Here is a 17,670-nt window from a genome sequence, read left to right on the forward strand (position 1 = left end):
ATCCCCTGTAGGAGCTGCCGAAGGCTGCGATCTTTTGACTTTGGTCTTTCTAAATCAAAAGCAAGATCAAAAGATCGCAGCCTTCGGCAGCTCCTACACGTGTTCGGTGGTGATCAGGGAGATGTCGCATTCGGTGTAGAGCCTCGCGCCGATGTCGGGTACGGTTAAATCCCCCCCGACGCGAAACAAGGATCGCTTCATGACGTTCTCATTTTCTCGCTCCCTGCTGGCCGCCAGCCTCGGCCTGTCTCTCGCTTTCTCCGCTGCCCACGCCTTCGCCGAACCGCACAAACAAGTGCTCGCCGATGCCGAGCAATATCAACCAGAGGCCCTGAAACTGCTGGAACGGCTGGTCAATATCGACTCCGGTTCAGGTTACGAGCCAGGCCTCAAGCAAGTCAGCGACATCGCCATCGATGAGCTGAAAAAGCTCGGCGCCACCATCGAACTGGTGCCCAATACGCCGGAAAAATCCAACCATGTACTCGCAACGCTCAAGGGCACCGGCAAGGCGAAAATCCTGCTGATGGCGCACATGGACACGGTGTTCAAGGAAGGTTCGGCGGCCGAGCGGCCGTTTCACATCAAGGATGGCCGCGCTTACGGGCCAGGGGTGATGGATGACAAGGGCGGCATCGTCGCCGGGATCTATGCGCTGAAAGTCCTGAAAAACCTCGACTTCAAGGACTACGCGCAAATCACTTTCCTGCTCGACGCCAGCGAAGAAACCGGTTCGGACGTCGCCACCGATCTGATCAAGAAAACCGCCAAACAGCACGACGTGACGCTCAATCTGGAGCCGGGCCGCCCGGCCGATGGCCTGGTGGTGTGGCGCAAGGGCAGCGCGACGGCGCTGGTCGAGGTCAAGGGCAAAGCCGCGCACGCCGGTGTCGCGCCGGAACTGGGGCGCAATGCCGCGATGGAGGCGGCGCATCAGATTCTTCAGTTGGGCAAACTTGGTGATGAGGCGAAGAAAACCACCATCAACTTCACCGTGCTCAAGGCCGGCGATCGCACCAACGTGATTCCCGATCAAGCCACGGCCAAGGCTGACGTGCGCGCGGCGGTGCCAGAGGAGTTCGACCGGATCGAGAAGGATCTGGCGCGGGTTTCGCAGGACAAGCTGATTGCTGAGACTGAAGTGAAGACTTCGTTGCAGCGCGGCTTGCCACCGATGCCGCAGACGCCCGAGTCGGATCGCCTGATGGCCATGGCTCAGGGGATCTACGGCGAGATTGGCCGCAAGTTGACGGAGGAGGGCAGTGGCGGCGCGGCGGACGCGAGTTTGTCTGCCGGTGTTGGCACGCCGACGCTGGATGGTTTCGGGATTGTTGGCGGCAATATTCACACGCCGGAGGAATACGCCGAAGTGGCGAGTGTGGCGCCGCGGATTTATCTGTTGTCGCGGATGATCATGGAGTTGGCCAAGCCGCGGTGAGTGGGTTTGGGGTGTGACTGATGCGGGTGGGGTGTCAGGTGCATTTGCCCTCACCCTAACCCTCTCCCGGAGGGAGAGGGGACTGACCGTGTTGTTTGTGATGAATACGGCGACCTGAAAGATCCATTTGAATTCAAAATCGGATTCAGCGCGGTGTCACAGGTCGGCGTAGATCCCGAGCATCCCCCAATCAGTTCTCTTTCCTAGAGGGAGAGGGGACTGATCGCGTTGTTTGTGATTAACACGGCCGCCTGAAAGATTCATTTGAGTTCAAAATCGGATTCAGCGCGATGTCACAAGTCGGCGTAGCTCCCAATCATCCCCCAATCGGTTCCCTCTCCCTCTGGGAGAGGACTGACTGTTTTGTTTGTGGTTAACGCGGCGGCCTGAAAGATCAATTTTGAGTTCAAAATCGGATTCAGCGCGGTATCACAAGTCGGCGTAGCTCTCGAGCATCCCCCAATCAGTCCCCTCTCCCTCTGGGAGAGGGCTAGGGTGAGGGGCTTTTGTGGGAAAAGTGGAAGGCGCGGACGGCGTACAAAAAATACCGAAAATTCCGACAGAAGCTCCCGTTGCGGCCGTTGAGCGCGGCTCTTATAGTCTCGGCTCGCAGAAAACTCTGCGACGATCTTGGCCGGTCGAATACAGCACCTGACCCCTATTTGGAGTGAACTCTATGACCGACCAAGTAATGCCCCGCTTCCTCCCCATCGATACCTACGACGCCGAATCCCCGGTGCTCTTCCTTAACACCCACTCAGAACTCAGCGACATGGCCGCCTGTGCGATGCACCGGTTTGTGGTCGTGCGCGATCTGGCCGACACCTTTGCCAGTCTCAACCTCAAGGGTATTTCCGATTGTGATCTGACGCGGGTGACCAGCGCGGTGCATCTGTTGATGCGCGAGGGCTGTGCGATTCTGAATGTGATTCAGGCGCGGGCGGTGCAGCGGGAGGAGGCTTACAAGACGCCGGTTTAGCGGTGTAGCGGCTGTTGCTATCGCGAGCAGGCTCACTCCTACAGTAGATCTTCAGTGCACACAGTATTTGTGTTCAACACTGATCAATTGTAGGAGTGAGCCTGCTCGCGATGGCGTCAGCCCGGTCAACCCATCACTCCTTGACGCTCATGTATTCCTTGGCCCAGAGAATGTATTCCTCCGGTTGTGTATAGGTGTGCGTCAACTCGGTCGCGCTCAGGTCCGAAGCCTGGGTAAAGATCTGCCGCTGTTCACGCAAGCTGTCATACGTCGCTTTGATCGCCGCAAAGTACGCACCATGGCCATCGATGGTCACACGCACACCGAGTTCGGCCAGACGTTTGTCATCGCGCAACGCCGGGTTGCCGTAGGTCACCAGCATCAGAGGTACGGTGAGGTGTTCGGCGATTTGTTCGAGCTGATCGAAATCCTGAATCCCGACCATGCAGATGCCGTCAGCCCCGGCCGCCTGGTACTGGCGAGTGCGGCTGATGATTTCCTGGTTCGGCAGGATGCCGGCGTTGGTACGGGCGATGATCGCCATTTCCGTATCAACCCGGGCTTCCAGCGCCGCGCGGATCTTGCCGACGCCTTCGGCAACGGTGATCAGGTCGGTGGATTTGCGGCCGAATTGCGCTGGCAGCAAGGTGTCTTCGATGGTCAGGGCGGCGACGCCGGCGCGTTCCAGTTCGACGATGGTGCGCATCACGTTGAGGGCGTTGCCGTAGCCGTGGTCGGCGTCGGCGATCACTGGTAATTGGGCGACGCGGCCGATGCGAGTGGCCTGTTCGGCGAACTCGCTGAGGGTGATCAGGGCAAAATCCGGGGCACCGAGTACCTGCAAAGAGGCCACGGAACCGCCGAGGATCCCCACTTCAAAACCCAGGTCAGCGGCAATGCGCGCGGACATCGGATCGAACACCGAAGCCGTGTGGTAGCAGGTGTCGGAAGCCAGCAGTTGACGGAAGTTACGGCGCAAATCTTGATGGGAAAGCCTGGTCATACGAGTTCCACCAATACAAAGGAATGGAAAGGCTTGAACAAAGGTGTCAACGCCGAAGAATGAAAAGGCTATCACGCGAATGGGTCAATGATCATGACGAATTTGCAAGGGACAGGTTGTCGCGGACTCTTTTGCTGAAAGGATTTACCTTTTTGCGGTGGTGACCGTCAGGCCGCCACCGCCTGTTGCTGTTGATTGGGCAGCATCGCCGCGCGCACCGAATTGCCCGGTTGCAGTTGCAGGCGCTTGGCCGTGAGGCGGTCGATCACCAGGCTGCTGCCGACCCGGCGGGCGCGGGCGACGGTGATGCGGCAGTTTTCCAGACGGCGGTTGTGAATCAGCCACAGCGGTGCCTGTTCATCCGGGCTGCCCAGGCTCAGGGTGAGCTCAAGGCTTTCGCGTACGGTGCGGATATTGCGCACCGGCGCCTCGATCACCGGGCCGCCGTCAAAGATGTCGATGTAGCCTTTGTGGGTAAAACCTTCGGCCTGAAGGATTTTCAGCGCTGGCTCGGTGTTCGGGTGTGCCTGGCCGATCGCCGCCTGGGCCTGTTCGGTGAGCATGCAGGTGTACAGCGGCTGGCGCGGCATCAGTTCGGCGATGAACGATTTGTTGCCAAGGCCCGACAAGTGATCGGCATGGCTGAAGTCCATTTGAAAGAAATGCCGGCCCAGACTGTCCCAGAACGGCGAACAACCGTGTTCATCGGCACTGCCGCGCAGTTCGGCAATCATCTTCTCGCCAAACAGGTGCGGGAATTCGGCAACGAACAGCAAACGTCCCAGCGACAGCAGGCGGCCGTTGCTGCCGTGGCGCTGTTCGTGACCGAGAAACAACGAGCACAGCTCCGACTGGCCGGTCAGTTCATTGTTGAGGAACAGTGTCGGGATCTGCCGTTGAATGCCCAGATCCGGCGCCGAACTCACGGTCAACCCGACACGGTAGTTGTACCAGGGCTCGCGCAGGCCGACCGCTCCGGCCAGTGCGCTGACGCCGACCACGCGCAGGTCGTCGTCTTCGAGCACAAACAGATAATCAGCGTCGGCCCGTTCCACCTGTTCGGCGAACGCCCGTTGCGCCCAGCGGACCCGGTGGGACAGGCGATCTTCGTTGGCCGGCAGGGTGGTGAACCCCGGGCCGGCCTGTTGTACCAGCGCCAGCAAGGCAGGCAGGTCGCTGACTTTGACCGGACGGACAATCATGCTGTAACTCCTTCTGCGCGCCTGTTCGGGCACTGTCGTTGACTGCGCAACCGGGCGGGTTTCACAGGGCAATCAGCCGGATCGGGCTGCCATCGATCACGTTCAGCGCCGCACACATTGCAGGGGTGAGGGACAGCGGTTGATCGGGTTGGAAATCGAGTTCGGCCATGATCGAACGAAAACCGTGCAGCCCGTCGTTGCTCAGCAGATAACGGCCTCGGGCATCGATTTGTGGCTGTTGCTGCACGGTTGCAGTCTGGCTGCGCGCGATCGAACGAATGTTGGCGGTGCGCGCATACAGGGTTGGGCCAGCGTCGAACAGGTCGATGTAGCTATTGGTTTCGAAGCCTTCACGCTCAAGAATGTCGAACGCTTCCTGACCGTCCGGGTGAATCCGACCGATGCAGTCCTGCGCCGCTTGCGGCAGCATCGGCACGTAAATCGGGTATTGCGGCATCAGTTCGGCCAGAAACGAGCGGCTTTGCAGCCCGCAAAGACGTTCAGCCTCCGCGTAGGGCAGGTCGAAGAAGTGTTTGCCCAGTGCATCCCAGAACGGCGAATGGCCTTCCTCGTCGCTGTAGCCGACGATTTCGGTAATCACCGCCTCGGCAAAGCGCGGTGCATGAGCGGCGATGAACAGCAGGCGCGCCCGTGACAGCAACTCGGAAAACGGCGTGCGCACCAGATTGGCGTCGATGTGAAAGCCGCGCAGCAGCGTGTGATCGTTGAGGTCGTGGCACAGCGACAGCGCTGGCACGCCGTGTTCGATGTTCAACTCGCGGGAAGCGCTGGTGAAATGGCGGTTGCGCAGGCTGTAGAACGGCTCGTCGAAGCCCGCTGTGGCGAGAATTTCCGAGCAGCCAACCAGGCGCTGGTCGTCCAGATCTTCCAGCACAAAGAAGTAATTCTCCGGGCCGTGGGCCGTCGCTGCACTGGCGAACGAGGCGCAGGAACCGGCGATTTTCTCGCGCAGGCGTTCGCTGTCATCCGGCAGGGAGGTCACGCCCACCAGACTGTCGCGGGCCAATTGTTGGAGCTGGGGCAGATCAGTCTGTTCGACTGGGCGTAAGACCAGCATGGATGTACTCCTGTATCAAAAGGTTCGGCAAAGTCGCCGAACCTGACTATCACTGTCGGTTTCCACGCGATAAATCGGCGGTCGCCTGATTTGTTGTCAGACGCCGCTCTTTTTCTTGTCAGCCGTTGCTCGGGTCAGGCAGCGCGGTGCTGGCGCCGAGTTTGTTGAGGAAGAACAGGTACACCAGACCCAGGGCAATCCAGATCAGGCCGAGCTTCTGCGCATCGACGCCCATGTTGTACATGATGGCCGCGACGATGATGAAGCCGATCACCGGGCAGATCAGGTGACGCACGACCTGACCGGACTTCTGCCGACGCCAGTAGTAGTTGATCACTGTCAGGTGCAGCAGCATGAAGCCGCTGAGTGCGCCGAAGTTGACCAGCGAAGTCAGGGTGTCGACCGAGTTGATGAACAGGTAGCAGATCACCAGCGACAGCACCGCCACCAGATAAATGCTCAGGTACGGCGTGTTGTGTTTCGGGTGCACCTTGGCCAGCACCTTCGGCAGTTTGCCGTCGCGGGCCATGCCGAACAGCAGGCGCGAGACGGCGGCTTGCGAGGTGATGGCCACGGCCACGCCCCAGGCCAATGCCGTGGCGACAGCAGTCAGGGTCGCCAGCCAGCTGCCGGCGGCGATTTCGGCGATTTCATAGAACGCGGTGTCGGCCGATTTGAAACCCATGCCGGCCGCCAGATCGGTGGCGATCCAGGTTTGTGCAACGAAAATCACACCCATGACTACCAGGGTGATCAGTGCGGCTTTGCCGACGCTCTTGCCCGGATCGCCCTTGATTTCTTCGGCGAGGGTGGAGATCGCATCGAAGCCGAGGAACGACAGCACCGCAATCGATACCGCTTGCATCAGCAGGGCGAAGTTGAAGGTTTCCGGGTGATACAGCGGCGCCAGGGTCAGCTCGCCGTTACCGCCACCGTTGTGCAGGGCATTCCAGGCGTAGAACAGGAAAATGCCCAGCACCACCAGTTGCGCCAGCAGGAAGATGATGTTCATCCGTGCGGTGAAGGTGATGCCGCGCAGGTTGACGAAGGTCGCGCTGACCAGAAACGCCAGAATGAAGCCGACTTTCGGGATGTCCGGGTACAAATGGTTGAGCGCCATCGCCGCATAAACGTAGAGCAGCGGCGGGATCAGCAGGTAATCGAGCAGCATCAGCCAACCGGCGATAAAACCGACGTGTTGATTGAGGCCGCGCTGCGCATAGGAATACACCGAGCCGGCAATCGGAAAGGCTTTGGCCATGCTGCCGTAGCTCAACGCGGTAAACAGCATCGCCACCATGCCGATGATGTACGCCAGCGGCACCATCCCCGGCGCCTCGGCGTTGACGTAGCCGTACACCCCGAACGGGGCGATGGGGATCATGAAGATCATCCCGTACACCACCAGGTCGGTCAGCGTCAGGCTACGTTTCAACTCTTGCTTGTAGCCGAATTCTTCAATTTCCATGAAGCGCAACTCCTTGTCAGCCAGTCGGTCGTTTTAGTTGTTATCGGTCCATCGTTTACAGCATCAGCAGTCGGTAAAGCTTGTCTTTACAGCAATGGCGCGAGGTATCTGGCCCAGCGCGATACGGCTTCGGGGCTGCGCAGCAAGTCGTTGCGCACTTCGATCAGCACCGAGTCGAGGCCACGGGCATCGCCGTGTACGGGCACGGTCATGTCGCCCAGCGGATCAATCTTGTACGGCTGATTGCCGGCCACTTTCAGTGGGTGTTCGCCGAGACCGTCGAGCAGGCGTTGCGCATAGGCCTTGGCCTGACCGAACAGCACGCCGGCTTCCAGCGGTCGCGGCTGGCCGTAGTACACCGGGGTGAAACTGTGAATTCCTACCACCCGCACCGCTTGGCCTTGTGCGACACGCTCGTCGATCAAGGTCTGCAAGCGTGCGTGGAACGGTTTGAACAGCGTTTGGCGGCGATATTCGCGGGTGGCTTCGTCCAGCTCGCGGTTGCCCGGTACTTGATAAATCTCGCTCTGCGCCGGAATGCTGTCCGGGGCGTGACGTGGCCGATTCAAATCGATCAGCAGGCGCGAATAGTTGGCGCTCAACAGGGTTGCGCCGAGCATTTCCGATAACTGCTCGGCCAGTTGCAGGGCGCCAATGTCCCAGGCGATGTGTTCGCGCGCGGCGGCATCGTCCAGGCCCAGGTTGTTCAGGGCGTCGGGGATGTAGCGGCTGGCGTGTTCGCACACCAGAATCAACGGGTGCGTCGACTCTTCGCGGCTCAGGTTGTAGGCCGGTCGGGTGTACAACCCCAGCTCGGCGGATTCAGTACAGGCGTGCATAGTGCTCACACAAGTCAGCGGGCGAGAGCTGTTCCGTCAGCGCCAGTTCCTCGGTTTTCAGGGCGTAATAAGTGTCGAGCAGCGGCTTGGGCAGCCATTCGGTGAAGGCGCCACTGGCGCGCAGGCAATCCAGTGCCTGGGCCAGCGAGGCGGGCAGGGCGACGATGCCCCGGGCCTTGCGTTGCTCGTCGTTGAGTGAATCGGGAATTTCATCGGTGATCGCGTTCAGCGCCAGGCGTTGTTCGATACCCAGTCGCCCGGCGATCAGCAATGCAGCCATGGCCAGATGCGGCGAGGCAGTGGCGTCCATGGCGCGGAATTCGAGGTTGAACTGGTTGGCCACGGATTTGCCGCCGAGGGTCACGGTCGGGCAGATGCGCAGCGCCGCCTCGCGGTTCTGTTGGCCGAGACAGGCGTAGGACGCGCTCCAGTGATGCGGCTGCAAGCGCTCGTACGACACCGGCGTCGGCGCGGTGAAGGCACAGAGTGCCGGCAAGTAATGCAGGATTCCCGCTGCCCAATGTTGGCCGAGGCTCGACAGACCATTGCTGGTGCCTGCGTCGTAGAGCATCGGCACACCGGCCAGATCGAGCAGGCTGACGTGCAGGTGCACGCCGTTGCACACCGCGTCGGCGGCGGTTTTCGGCGCAAAGCTCAAGTCCAGACCCATTTGCCGGGCGATCTCGCGGGTGATCTCGCGCACATTGACGGCGCGATCCGCCGCCGCCACGCCGAGCGTCGGGCGGCAGGTGATTTCGTATTGGTGCTTGCCGTATTCCGGCAGAAACATTTCCGGCTCGACACCGCCGGCGCGCAGGGCGCTGAGCAGCCAGCCGCCGAATTCGGCACCCTGACGCTGGGCCTCGAGGGAGAACGCCAGATGCTCGGCGAAACCGGCGTGCAGATTGAACTCGTGTTCGAACGCGGCGTTGACCTGCAAGCCCAGTTCATCGCGATAACGCTCGATTTCATCGCGCAGCAGCGTGCGCGGGCAGGCGCCCCACGGGCGGCCATCGGTTTCGCGAATATCGCCGTGGATAAAATCCAGCGCCGGCGCGTTGGCGTCCGGGCCGTTGGCGACGGTGACGCGGCTGCTCAGATCGGGAATCAACCGCAGGTCGCCATAAGCGCCCCATGGATTGGTCGAGGCAATGATGTCCTGCGGCGTCAACGCGCTGTTGGCCGGCACCCAGCCGCAACCCGCCGCTTGATAATGCTCAAGCTCATCGGTGGGGAACGAGCGGCCGCGGGTAATGCCGATCAGGTCAGTGGTGACCAGGGTGGTCATCGGCAGCGGCGTCAGGCGCGTGCTCATGGTCGCATCTCCTGCAGGCGGCTGATCACGGTGTCAGTGTCGGTGATCCAGCAGTAACCCTTGATCGCATTCAGGCAGGCGTGATGGCGTTCGGCGCTGTAGGTGGCGCAGGCGTCCTCGACCAGCGTGACCAGATAGCCGCGATCGGCGGCGTCGCGCACGGCCATGTCGACGCACTGGTCGGTGACGATGCCGGCGATGATCAAATGGCGGGTTTCGAGGTTGCGCAGTACGTAGTCGATGTTGGTCGAGTTGAAGACGCCCGATGACGTCTTCGGCAGGACGATTTCGTTCTCCACCGGGGTCAGGTCTTCAATGATCCTGGCCTGCACGCTGCCTTTGGGCAGGTGCATGTCCGAGAGTTTGTGGTCGAGCGAGCGGTCGCGACCATCGGCGGTGAGGCTTTCGATAATGGTGTGCAGCACGTTCTGCCGCGCCTCGCGAAACGCGCTGAGCAAGCGACGCTGATTGGGCACCACCTGCATGTGCGCGCGGGTCAGGAAGTACTCGGCGTCAGGACCGTTGAGGTGCGCGTCGAACTGCGGTTCGAGCCAGGCACGCTGCATATCCACCAGCAACAGCGAGGTGTGATCGGTGACAAACGGCAAGTCCCGCGGCGAGCGGTGGGGAAGGCTGAACATCCTTATTTATCCTCCATCAGGTGGGTGTTGAAGTCATTGCGCAGGGCATCGATGCCTTCCAGGCGATCGGCGAGGTTTTCGGTGCGCAGGGTCAGGCAGGCGATCAGTGCTTCGACCTGAGCCAGCGCCGGCACCATGGTGTCGAACGGCGAGGCCGATTCCACCGGGGCGCTGATGATCAGGTCGGCCAGTTCGCGCAGCGGCGAAGCGTAGATATCGGTGAACAGCACCACGCGCGCGTTGTTGTTCTTCGCGGCACTGGCAACGCGCAGGGCCTGGGTCTGGTAGCGGCGGTAGTCAAACAGCAGCACCACGTCCTGGCGTTGCAGATCGAACAGGCGATCGGGCAGTTGCGCGTTATCTTCCAGGGCAAAGCAACCGGGCCGCAGCAGGCGCAGGTGATTGAGCAGGTAAGTGGCCATCAGGCTGCTGAAGCGCCCGCCGAAGCAGTACACCTGATGCCGCGCATCCAACAGCCAGTCGGTGAGAATGCGCACGTCTTCCGGTTGGGTCAGCGATTGGGTTTCGACCAGCAGGCGATGGCTGTCGCCCAGATAGTGGCTCCAGGCGTCGTCCTTGTGCTGATGGGCGCGCGGTTGCAACAGCGTGCGCGGCGAGCGCAGGCGGTGATCCATGTCGCTGAGCAGCGCTTCCTGGAATTCGGCATAACCGCCGAAGCCGAGTTTTTTCACCAGTCGCACAATGGTCGGATCGCTGACGCCGGCGTGTTCAGCCAGTCGCGCCATCGGCCCCAGACCGTTACGCGGGTACTGATCAAGCAAGGCGCGAACGACTTTGCGCTCCGACGGCGTAAGATCCAGGCCGGGGTCGGTGATCAGGTCTCTGAGAGGGGGCATCCGGGCTCCTGCTGGATGGAGGGTGTTGAATTCGCTTCATAATCCGTTAAAACAGTATTTATGTAACTGGCGTTACATGTCTAGTGAATTTTTCAGTGTGTTGAAAAGGCTCCAGAATGGAGTGAGATGCCCGTGCAACAAGGGCTACACGTAATTCGATCGCGCTTGTAGTCCATTGCCCACAATGCTGTCAGATATTGCCGTATTCCTGGCGTCGTCGTTTTTTACCGTGGCTATTCAGAAGCCGCTCAACCCTCGGTTTACGGCACAATTGCCCACAGAGCGGCTTGGCGCCGTTGATTTTCACGAAGGCCTACCGGAGCGATCCCTGTGCAGACCACTCGTTTGACATTGATTTGCCATGCGCGAACCGTCGCACAAAAATTGGCGTGTTTTCCTACGAATGAGCCTGTTGAAAATAGCGGGTTGGCGCCAGGATCTTTGGCCGACCGTTTCGACGGCTCGCGACGCTTGATTTGCGCGCCGGAACTGCGCACGCAACAGACGGCGGCATGGTTAGGTGCGGATGCGCAAATAGACGAGGCGCTGCGCGATTGTGACTGGGGCCGCTGGCATGGGGTGTCGATCAAATCCCTGCAGGGCTCGGAAGACGCCGCGCTGCACGCCTGGCTGCAGGATCCCCATGCCACCCCCCATGGCGGTGAGTCGGTGGCGCAGTTGCGTGAGCGCGTGGCGCTGTGGCTGGCCAGTCTGCAAGCCACATCGGGACATGTGGTGGCGGTCACGCATCCGTTTGTCATCCGCGCCGCGCTGATCCACGTGATGCAAGGCACAGCGTTTCATGACATTGATGTCGAACCGTTATCGATGGTCGAACTGCGCTTCACCGGGCGCTGGCGGCTACGCTTGCCAGGCCTCGACGTTAAAGGAGCACTTTGATGAAACAACTGCTGGTGATCGGCATCGGTGCCGGTAACCCCGACTACATCACGATGCAGGCGGTGAAGGCGCTGAATCAGGTCGACGTGTTCTTCCTGATGGATAAAGGCCAGAGCAAAGACAAACTGATCGACCTGCGCCGGGAGATCTGTGAGCGCTACATCGACGACCCCGACTATCGCTTCGTCGAAGCCCACAGCCCGGAGCGCGAGCGCGGCGATGTCGACTACACGGCCAGTGTCGATGATCTGAACCGTGCCAAGCAGCAGACCTTCGAGCGGCTGATCAATGACGAATTGTCTGACGGCCAGTGCGGCGGTTTCCTGGTGTGGGGCGACCCGGCGTTGTACGACAGCACCGTGCGTATCCTCCAGACGATTCTGGCGTCGGGTGCGTGTGCCTTCGAATTTGAGGTGATCCCCGGGATCACCAGTGTTCAGGCGCTGGCGGCGCAGCACAAGGTGCCGTTGAACACGATCGGTCACTCGATCGAAATCACCACCGGGCGGCGTTTGGCGGCCGGGCAGGTGAGTGATACGGACAGTCTGGTGGTGATGCTCGATGCTGAAGATTCATATCAGCGGGTCGCCGATCAGCAGACCGAGATTTACTGGGGCGCTTACCTGGGCACGCCGGACGAGATCCTGATCAGCGGCAGGCTGGCGGATGTCTCGGAGGAAATCGAGCGGGTGCGCAAGGCGGCGCGGGCGAAGCATGGGTGGATCATGGATACGTACTTGCTGCGCAAACCTTAAATTGTTAGTGCTTGGACGGGCTCTATCGCGAGCAGGCTCACTCCTACATTGGAATTGTGAACCCATTCAATTGTAGGAGTGAGCCTGCTCGCGATGAGGGCCAATGATTCAACGCACATTTCGAACAGGCAAAAAAACACCCGGTGCAACGCAAGTCGCACCGGGTTTTTGTTGCCAGCAAGCGGCGGATGTCGTGGATCCGCCGATCACTGTTGAACTCTGTTTATGCGCGTTCCAGCGCCAGTGCCACACCTTGGCCGCCGCCGATGCACAGGGTCGCCAGACCCTTTTTCGCATCACGCTTGATCATTTCATGCAGCAGCGTCACCAGCACGCGGCAACCCGAGGCACCGATCGGATGGCCCAACGCAATGGCGCCGCCGTTGACGTTGACCTTGTCCAGATCCCATTGCAGATCCTTGGCCACCGCCAGCGATTGTGCGGCGAAGGCTTCGTTGGCTTCGATCAAGTCAAGTTGGTCGATGTTCCAGCCGGCCTTGTCCAGGCAGCGACGGGTCGCCGACACCGGGCCAATGCCCATGATTGCCGGGTCAACGCCGGCGTTGGCGTAGGCGGCGATTTTTGCCAGAACCGGCAGGCCGAGGGCTTTGGCTTTCTCGGCGCTCATCAGGATGACCGCAGCGGCGCCGTCATTCAGCGACGAGGCGTTGCCAGCGGTGACGCTGCCGTCCTTTTTAAAGGCCGGACGCAGTTTCGCCAGCGATTCGGCGGTGGTGTCGCCGCGCGGTTGCTCGTCGACCTTGAACGCCACCGGATCGCCTTTGCGCTGCGGGATCAGGATCGGGGTGATTTCATCGACAAAGCGACCGGCCTCAATCGCGGCAGCGGCTTTCTGCTGCGACGCGGCGGCAAAAGCATCTTGCTGCTCACGGCTGATCTCGTATTTGTCGACCAGATTCTCGGCGGTAATGCCCATGTGGTAGTCGTTGAATGCATCCCACAAACCGTCGCTGATCATCGTGTCGACGATTTGCGCGTGGCCCATGCGCAGACCGGTGCGTGCGCCCGGCATCACGTAGTTGGACAGGCTCATGTTTTCCTGACCGCCGGCGATGATCACCTCGGCGTCGCCGCAACGGATCGCCTGCGCACCGAGGTGCAAGGCCTTGAGGCCCGAGCCGCAAACCTTGTTCAGGGTCAACGCCGGCACCGCGTGCGGCAGGCCAGCCTTGATCGCCGACTGACGCGCCGGGTTCTGGCCGGCGCCGGCGGTCAACACCTGGCCCATGATCACTTCATCGACCTGTGCACCGTCCAGACCGGTCTGTTCGAGCAACTGGCGGATCACCGCCGCGCCCAGATCAACGGCGGAAACGCTGGCCAGCGAACCCTGGAAACTGCCGATCGCGGTACGCGTGGCGGCAACAATTACGACGTCTTGCATTTTCGAATTCCTCACTGGGCAGCGAACTGCATTTCCGGAACGTGATCCGGGACGATCAGTTTACCAGCGGTTTTGGCGACGATTTCCTCGACGCTGACGCCAGGTGCGCGTTCCTTGAGGACAAAAGCGCCATTTTCGATTTCCAGGTAGGCGAGGTCGGTCAGCACGCGTTTGATGCAGCCGGCGCCGGTCAGCGGCAAGCTGCATTTGGCCAAAAGTTTCGACTCACCATCCTTCGACGCGTGGGTCATGATGACGATGATGTTGTCGGCGCCGGCCACCAGATCCATCGCACCGCCCATGCCCTTGACCAGTTTGCCGGGGATCATCCACGAAGCGATGTTGCCTTCGACGTCCACTTCGAACGCGCCGAGTACAGTCAGATCGACATGGCCGCCACGGATCATCGCGAAGGATTCGGCGGAGTTGAAAATCGACGCGCCGATGCGCGCGGTCACGGTTTGTTTGCCAGCGTTGATCATGTCGGCATCAATGGTGTCTTCGGTCGGAAACGGACCCATGCCGAGCAGGCCGTTTTCCGATTGCAGCATGACTTCCATGCCTTCGGGAATGTAGTTGGCGACCAGGGTCGGAATGCCGATGCCGAGGTTCACATAAAAGCCGTCCTGCATTTCGCGGGCGACGCGCTGAGCCATTTGTTCGCGGGAAAGTGCCATGTTTTTGTTCTCCGTCAGCCTGAATTATTTGCGGATGGTGCGCTGTTCGATGCGTTTTTCGAACGTGCCGCAAATGACCCGATCGACGTAGATGCCCGGGGTGTGGATCTGCGAGGGGTCGAGTTCGCCGGGTTCGACGATTTCTTCGACTTCAACCACAGTGATCTTGCCGGCGGTGGCGGCCAGCGGGTTGAAGTTCTGCGCGGTGTGACGGTAGATGACGTTACCGAAGTGGTCGGCTTTCCAGCCTTTGACGATAGCGAAGTCACCAGTGATGGATTCTTCCATCAGGTACTTGCGACCTTTGAATTCACGCACTTCCTTGCCTTCGGCAACTGGAGTGCCGACGCCGGTGGCGGTGAAGAAGGCAGGGATGCCGGCGCCGCCCGCGCGCATTTTCTCGGCGAGGGTGCCTTGCGGGGTCAGGATGACTTCGATGTCGCCTTTGAGCAGTTGCTCTTCGAATAGCTTGTTTTCGCCGACGTAGGAGGCGATGACTTTGCTGATCTGGCGATCGGTGAGCAGCACGCCAAGGCCAAAACCGTCGACGCCGCAGTTGTTGGAAACGACGGTAAGGTCGCGGGTGCCTTTGCGCTTGATCTCGGCGATCAGGTTTTCCGGAATGCCGCACAGACCGAAGCCGCCGGCGATGACGGTCATGCCGTCCTCAAGCCCGGCCAGGGCTTCCTCGTAGGAACTCACACGCTTGTCGAAACCTGCCATATGCACCTCTTTTATTATTTGCGGGCGGCTGGCTAGCCGAATGGTTGGAGTGTCGCGCTGGAGGATATATTTGTTAAGTTGATTTTTAAGGTTGATTGATTGATAAAGCTCAATAATCGCGTTATGGCGTGCTGCTTTGATCGTTCCCCACGCTCCGCGTGGGAATGCCTCTAGGGACGCTCTGCGTCCAGTGACGCGGAGCGTCACGGGCTGCGTTCCCACGCAGGAGCGTGGGAACGATCATCATGGCTTGCCGCTTAACGCTTGTAGCTTACAACTGGAGCGAAGCGACCATGACCATCAAACAGATCCGCGCCTTCCTCGCCGTGGCCCAGAGCCTGAGTTTCGCCGTCGCCTGCGAGCGTCTGCACCTGTCGCAATCGGCGTTGAGCCTGACCATCAAAGCGCTGGAGGAGGGCTTGGGCGGACGCCTGTTCAGCCGCAACACGCGCAATGTGGCACTGACCGCAGAGGGCGAATCCTTGCTGCCACTGGCGCGACGGCTGATTGCCGACTGGGACAACGCCGAAGACGAAATGCGTCAGCGCTTCAGCTTGCAGCGTGGGCGGGTAACGCTGGCGGCGATGCCGTCGTTTGCCGGCAATCTGCTGCCGCCGATCCTCAAGACGTTTCGCGCGCGCTATCCGAACGTCAACGTCACGGTCAACGATGTGATCAACGAGCAGGTACTGGAAATGGTCCGTGACCGTCAGGTGGAACTGGGCGTGGCGTTCGAGCCGATGCAAAACACGGCGATGACGTTCACGCCGTTGTACATGGATCGCTTTGTTGCGGTGGTATCGAAGGATTCGCCGTTGGCCCAGCGCGCTGAGATCGATTGGCAGACGTTGCTTCAGGAGCCGTTTATCACCTTGCAGCGGCCCTCGACGGTGCGGGTGATGCTCGAAGAGCACTTGCAGGCCCGCGGCATGAAGTTGCCGGTGGAGTTTGAAAGCCATCAATTGGCGACGGTCGGGCGCATGGTCGCCAGCGGTCTGGGCGTCAGCGCCGTCCCGGCGTTGTGTGCCGAGCAGATGCAAGAACTGGGCGCCCATTGCCTGACGCTGGACGACTCGGTGGAGCGGGCGATTGGTGTGCTGACCGAGCCGGGCAATGAACTGTCGGCAGCGGCGCAGGCGTTGTTCGATATCCTCAAAGCTGAAGATCTGCGGCAACTGTGAGATCTACCCCCTCACCCCAACCCTCTCCCCCAGGGGGGCGAGGGGGCAGGGAGCTGATCGGGGGCATTTCAGAAAATGGGTTCGACTTGAAATTTTCAGGTCGATGTTTCGCTTCACAACAACTCGGTCAGTCCCCTCTCCCTTGGGCGAGGCCTAGTGCTAGCGGGAAGGGAGCTGGTCGGGGGTTATTCAGCTTGTGAGCTCGACTCAGCATTTTCAGGTCGCAGTATTCAGCCCAGACAACTCGGTCAGTTCCCTCTCCCTTGGGAGAGGGCTAGGGTGAGGGGCCTGGGTCCTGAGTCGAGCGCAGAGTGCAGCAACTCACCGATCCAGCTTCCTTACCAACAGGGGTAGAAGCTGTTCGCACGACGCTTCAATCTTCAAATCCAGCAAATCATCCGCGCGGGTCTTGCCCAGATTGATCGCAATCAACGGCTTGCCACGATCGGCAATCACCCGGCACAAACGAAACGCCGAATACGCCATCAACGAAGACCCCACCACCAACATCCCTGCCGCATTTTCCGCCGCCGCCATCGCCCGTGCCGCCGTGGCTTGCGCGACGTTCTCGCCGAAAAACACCACATCCGGTTTCATCCGCTCACCAAAGCAATGCGGGCAGTGCGGCACTTGAAAACGCGCCTCGAACGCCGGGTCGAGCAGGGTGTCGCCATCCGGCGCCTGCACCGCATCAACGCCAGCCAGATACGGATTTTGCTGTTCCATCAGGAGCTGAATCGAATCGCGCTCACTGCGCTGGCCGCAGTCCAGGCAGAAGACGCGATGCAAGCTGCCGTGCAACTCGATCACATCGTGACTGCCAGCCTGATCGTGCAGGGTGTCGACGTTCTGAGTGATCAAATCGCGGATCAGCCCACTGCGCTGCAAATCGGCCAATGCCTCGTGAGCCGCATTCGGCTGCGCCTGACGCACCTTCGGCCAGCCAAGCATCGCCCGCGCCCAATAGCGGCGGCGCGACTCGGGGGCGGCCAGAAACTCCTGATACATCATCGGTTGCCGGCCACGGCGTACACCGTCGCTGTCGCGGTAGTCCGGAATCCCCGACGGCGTGCTGATGCCGGCCCCGGTCAATACGATGAAATCGCCATCAGCCATCACCTCTTGCAGGGTGTCGAGGTGTTCGCGGGTCGGGCTGTCGAGCATGGTCAGCGCTCCGGGGAAGGACGTTGCCAGCAGGTTAGCACGCGA

Annotated in this window: 17 protein-coding genes; 5 read left to right on the forward strand and 12 right to left on the reverse strand. The window is 60.5% G+C overall.

Annotated features, from left to right (window positions below; genetic code table 11):
- Positions 1 to 199: 199 nt before the first annotated feature.
- Positions 200 to 1,438, forward strand: coding sequence for a M20/M25/M40 family metallo-hydrolase (locus tag U6037_RS10630; protein ID WP_095120225.1), 1,239 nt, complete (start codon positions 200 to 202; stop codon positions 1,436 to 1,438).
- A 676-nt stretch (positions 1,439 to 2,114) separates the two neighbouring features.
- Complete coding sequence (locus U6037_RS10635; protein WP_034152534.1) at positions 2,115 to 2,417, forward strand: hypothetical protein; 303 nt, start codon at positions 2,115 to 2,117, stop codon at positions 2,415 to 2,417.
- Positions 2,418 to 2,550: 133 nt separating this feature from the next.
- On the opposite strand, the gene U6037_RS10640 is transcribed toward U6037_RS10635, so the two are convergent.
- The 8 genes from U6037_RS10640 to U6037_RS10675 form a co-directional block, all read right to left on the reverse strand.
- Positions 2,551 to 3,420 carry an isocitrate lyase/PEP mutase family protein gene (locus U6037_RS10640; protein ID WP_007919546.1) on the reverse strand — a complete coding sequence of 290 codons (870 nt, stop codon included), beginning with the start codon at positions 3,418 to 3,420 and terminating at the stop codon, positions 2,551 to 2,553.
- 167 nt (positions 3,421 to 3,587) lie between these two features.
- Positions 3,588 to 4,622, reverse strand: coding sequence for an arginine N-succinyltransferase (astA, locus tag U6037_RS10645; RefSeq protein WP_322846706.1), 1,035 nt, complete (start codon positions 4,620 to 4,622; stop codon positions 3,588 to 3,590).
- 61 nt (positions 4,623 to 4,683) lie between these two features.
- Entirely contained in the window at positions 4,684 to 5,700 is a 1,017-nt protein-coding gene (locus U6037_RS10650) for an arginine N-succinyltransferase (RefSeq protein WP_322846707.1), read from the reverse strand.
- A gap of 118 nt (positions 5,701 to 5,818) precedes the next feature.
- Complete coding sequence (locus tag U6037_RS10655) at positions 5,819 to 7,168, reverse strand: APC family permease (protein WP_038369117.1); 1,350 nt, start codon at positions 7,166 to 7,168, stop codon at positions 5,819 to 5,821.
- 86 nt (positions 7,169 to 7,254) lie between these two features.
- Positions 7,255 to 8,007, reverse strand: a complete 753-nt coding sequence (locus U6037_RS10660; protein WP_322846708.1) for an N-formylglutamate amidohydrolase — start codon at positions 8,005 to 8,007, stop codon at positions 7,255 to 7,257.
- Positions 7,991 to 9,322 (reverse strand): glutamine synthetase, encoded by a 1,332-nt coding sequence (locus tag U6037_RS10665; RefSeq protein ID WP_322846709.1) that lies wholly within the window; start codon positions 9,320 to 9,322, stop codon positions 7,991 to 7,993. Before U6037_RS10665 ends, U6037_RS10660 begins: the two co-directional genes overlap by 17 nt.
- Positions 9,319 to 9,963, reverse strand: coding sequence for an isochorismatase family cysteine hydrolase (locus tag U6037_RS10670; protein ID WP_322846710.1), 645 nt, complete (start codon positions 9,961 to 9,963; stop codon positions 9,319 to 9,321). Before U6037_RS10670 ends, U6037_RS10665 begins: the two co-directional genes overlap by 4 nt.
- Before the next feature lie 2 nt (positions 9,964 to 9,965).
- Positions 9,966 to 10,820 carry a MurR/RpiR family transcriptional regulator gene (locus U6037_RS10675; RefSeq protein ID WP_322846711.1) on the reverse strand — a complete coding sequence of 285 codons (855 nt, stop codon included), beginning with the start codon at positions 10,818 to 10,820 and terminating at the stop codon, positions 9,966 to 9,968.
- 330 nt (positions 10,821 to 11,150) lie between these two features.
- Between U6037_RS10675 and U6037_RS10680 the strand changes: the two genes are divergently transcribed.
- Together U6037_RS10680 and cobF are read left to right on the forward strand one after the other, a co-directional pair.
- Positions 11,151 to 11,720: a histidine phosphatase family protein gene (locus U6037_RS10680; protein WP_322846712.1), complete on the forward strand. Its 570-nt coding sequence runs from the start codon at positions 11,151 to 11,153 to the stop codon at positions 11,718 to 11,720.
- A complete protein-coding gene (gene cobF, locus U6037_RS10685) occupies positions 11,720 to 12,475 on the forward strand; it encodes a precorrin-6A synthase (deacetylating) (protein WP_322846713.1) in 756 nt (251 codons plus the stop codon). The genes U6037_RS10680 and cobF overlap by 1 nt, the downstream gene beginning before the upstream one ends.
- Before the next feature lie 223 nt (positions 12,476 to 12,698).
- On the opposite strand, the gene U6037_RS10690 is transcribed toward cobF, so the two are convergent.
- The 3 genes from U6037_RS10690 to U6037_RS10700 are packed head-to-tail and all read right to left on the reverse strand — an operon-like array spanning position 12,699 to position 15,280.
- The gene (locus tag U6037_RS10690) at positions 12,699 to 13,880 is read right to left on the reverse strand and encodes an acetyl-CoA C-acetyltransferase (RefSeq protein WP_322846714.1); all 1,182 of its coding nucleotides are present in this window, start codon (positions 13,878 to 13,880) and stop codon (positions 12,699 to 12,701) included.
- Between the two features lie 11 nt (positions 13,881 to 13,891).
- A complete protein-coding gene (locus U6037_RS10695; RefSeq protein ID WP_016983256.1) occupies positions 13,892 to 14,557 on the reverse strand; it encodes a CoA transferase subunit B in 666 nt (221 codons plus the stop codon).
- 24 nt (positions 14,558 to 14,581) lie between these two features.
- The gene (locus tag U6037_RS10700; protein ID WP_016983257.1) at positions 14,582 to 15,280 is read right to left on the reverse strand and encodes a CoA transferase subunit A; all 699 of its coding nucleotides are present in this window, start codon (positions 15,278 to 15,280) and stop codon (positions 14,582 to 14,584) included.
- 293 nt (positions 15,281 to 15,573) lie between these two features.
- On the opposite strand from U6037_RS10700, the gene U6037_RS10705 reads away from it, so the two are divergent.
- On the forward strand, positions 15,574 to 16,461 hold the full coding sequence (locus U6037_RS10705) for a LysR family transcriptional regulator (RefSeq protein ID WP_322846715.1): 888 nt from the start codon (positions 15,574 to 15,576) through the stop codon (positions 16,459 to 16,461).
- Between the two features lie 321 nt (positions 16,462 to 16,782).
- Here the strand turns inward: U6037_RS10705 and U6037_RS10710 are convergent, their stop codons facing one another.
- Positions 16,783 to 17,625: an NAD-dependent protein deacetylase gene (locus tag U6037_RS10710; RefSeq protein ID WP_322846716.1), complete on the reverse strand. Its 843-nt coding sequence runs from the start codon at positions 17,623 to 17,625 to the stop codon at positions 16,783 to 16,785.
- Positions 17,626 to 17,670: the final 45 nt, after the last annotated feature.

It is taken from the genome of Pseudomonas sp. B33.4, assembly GCF_034555375.1.
Classification (GTDB): Bacteria; Pseudomonadota; Gammaproteobacteria; order Pseudomonadales; family Pseudomonadaceae; genus Aquipseudomonas.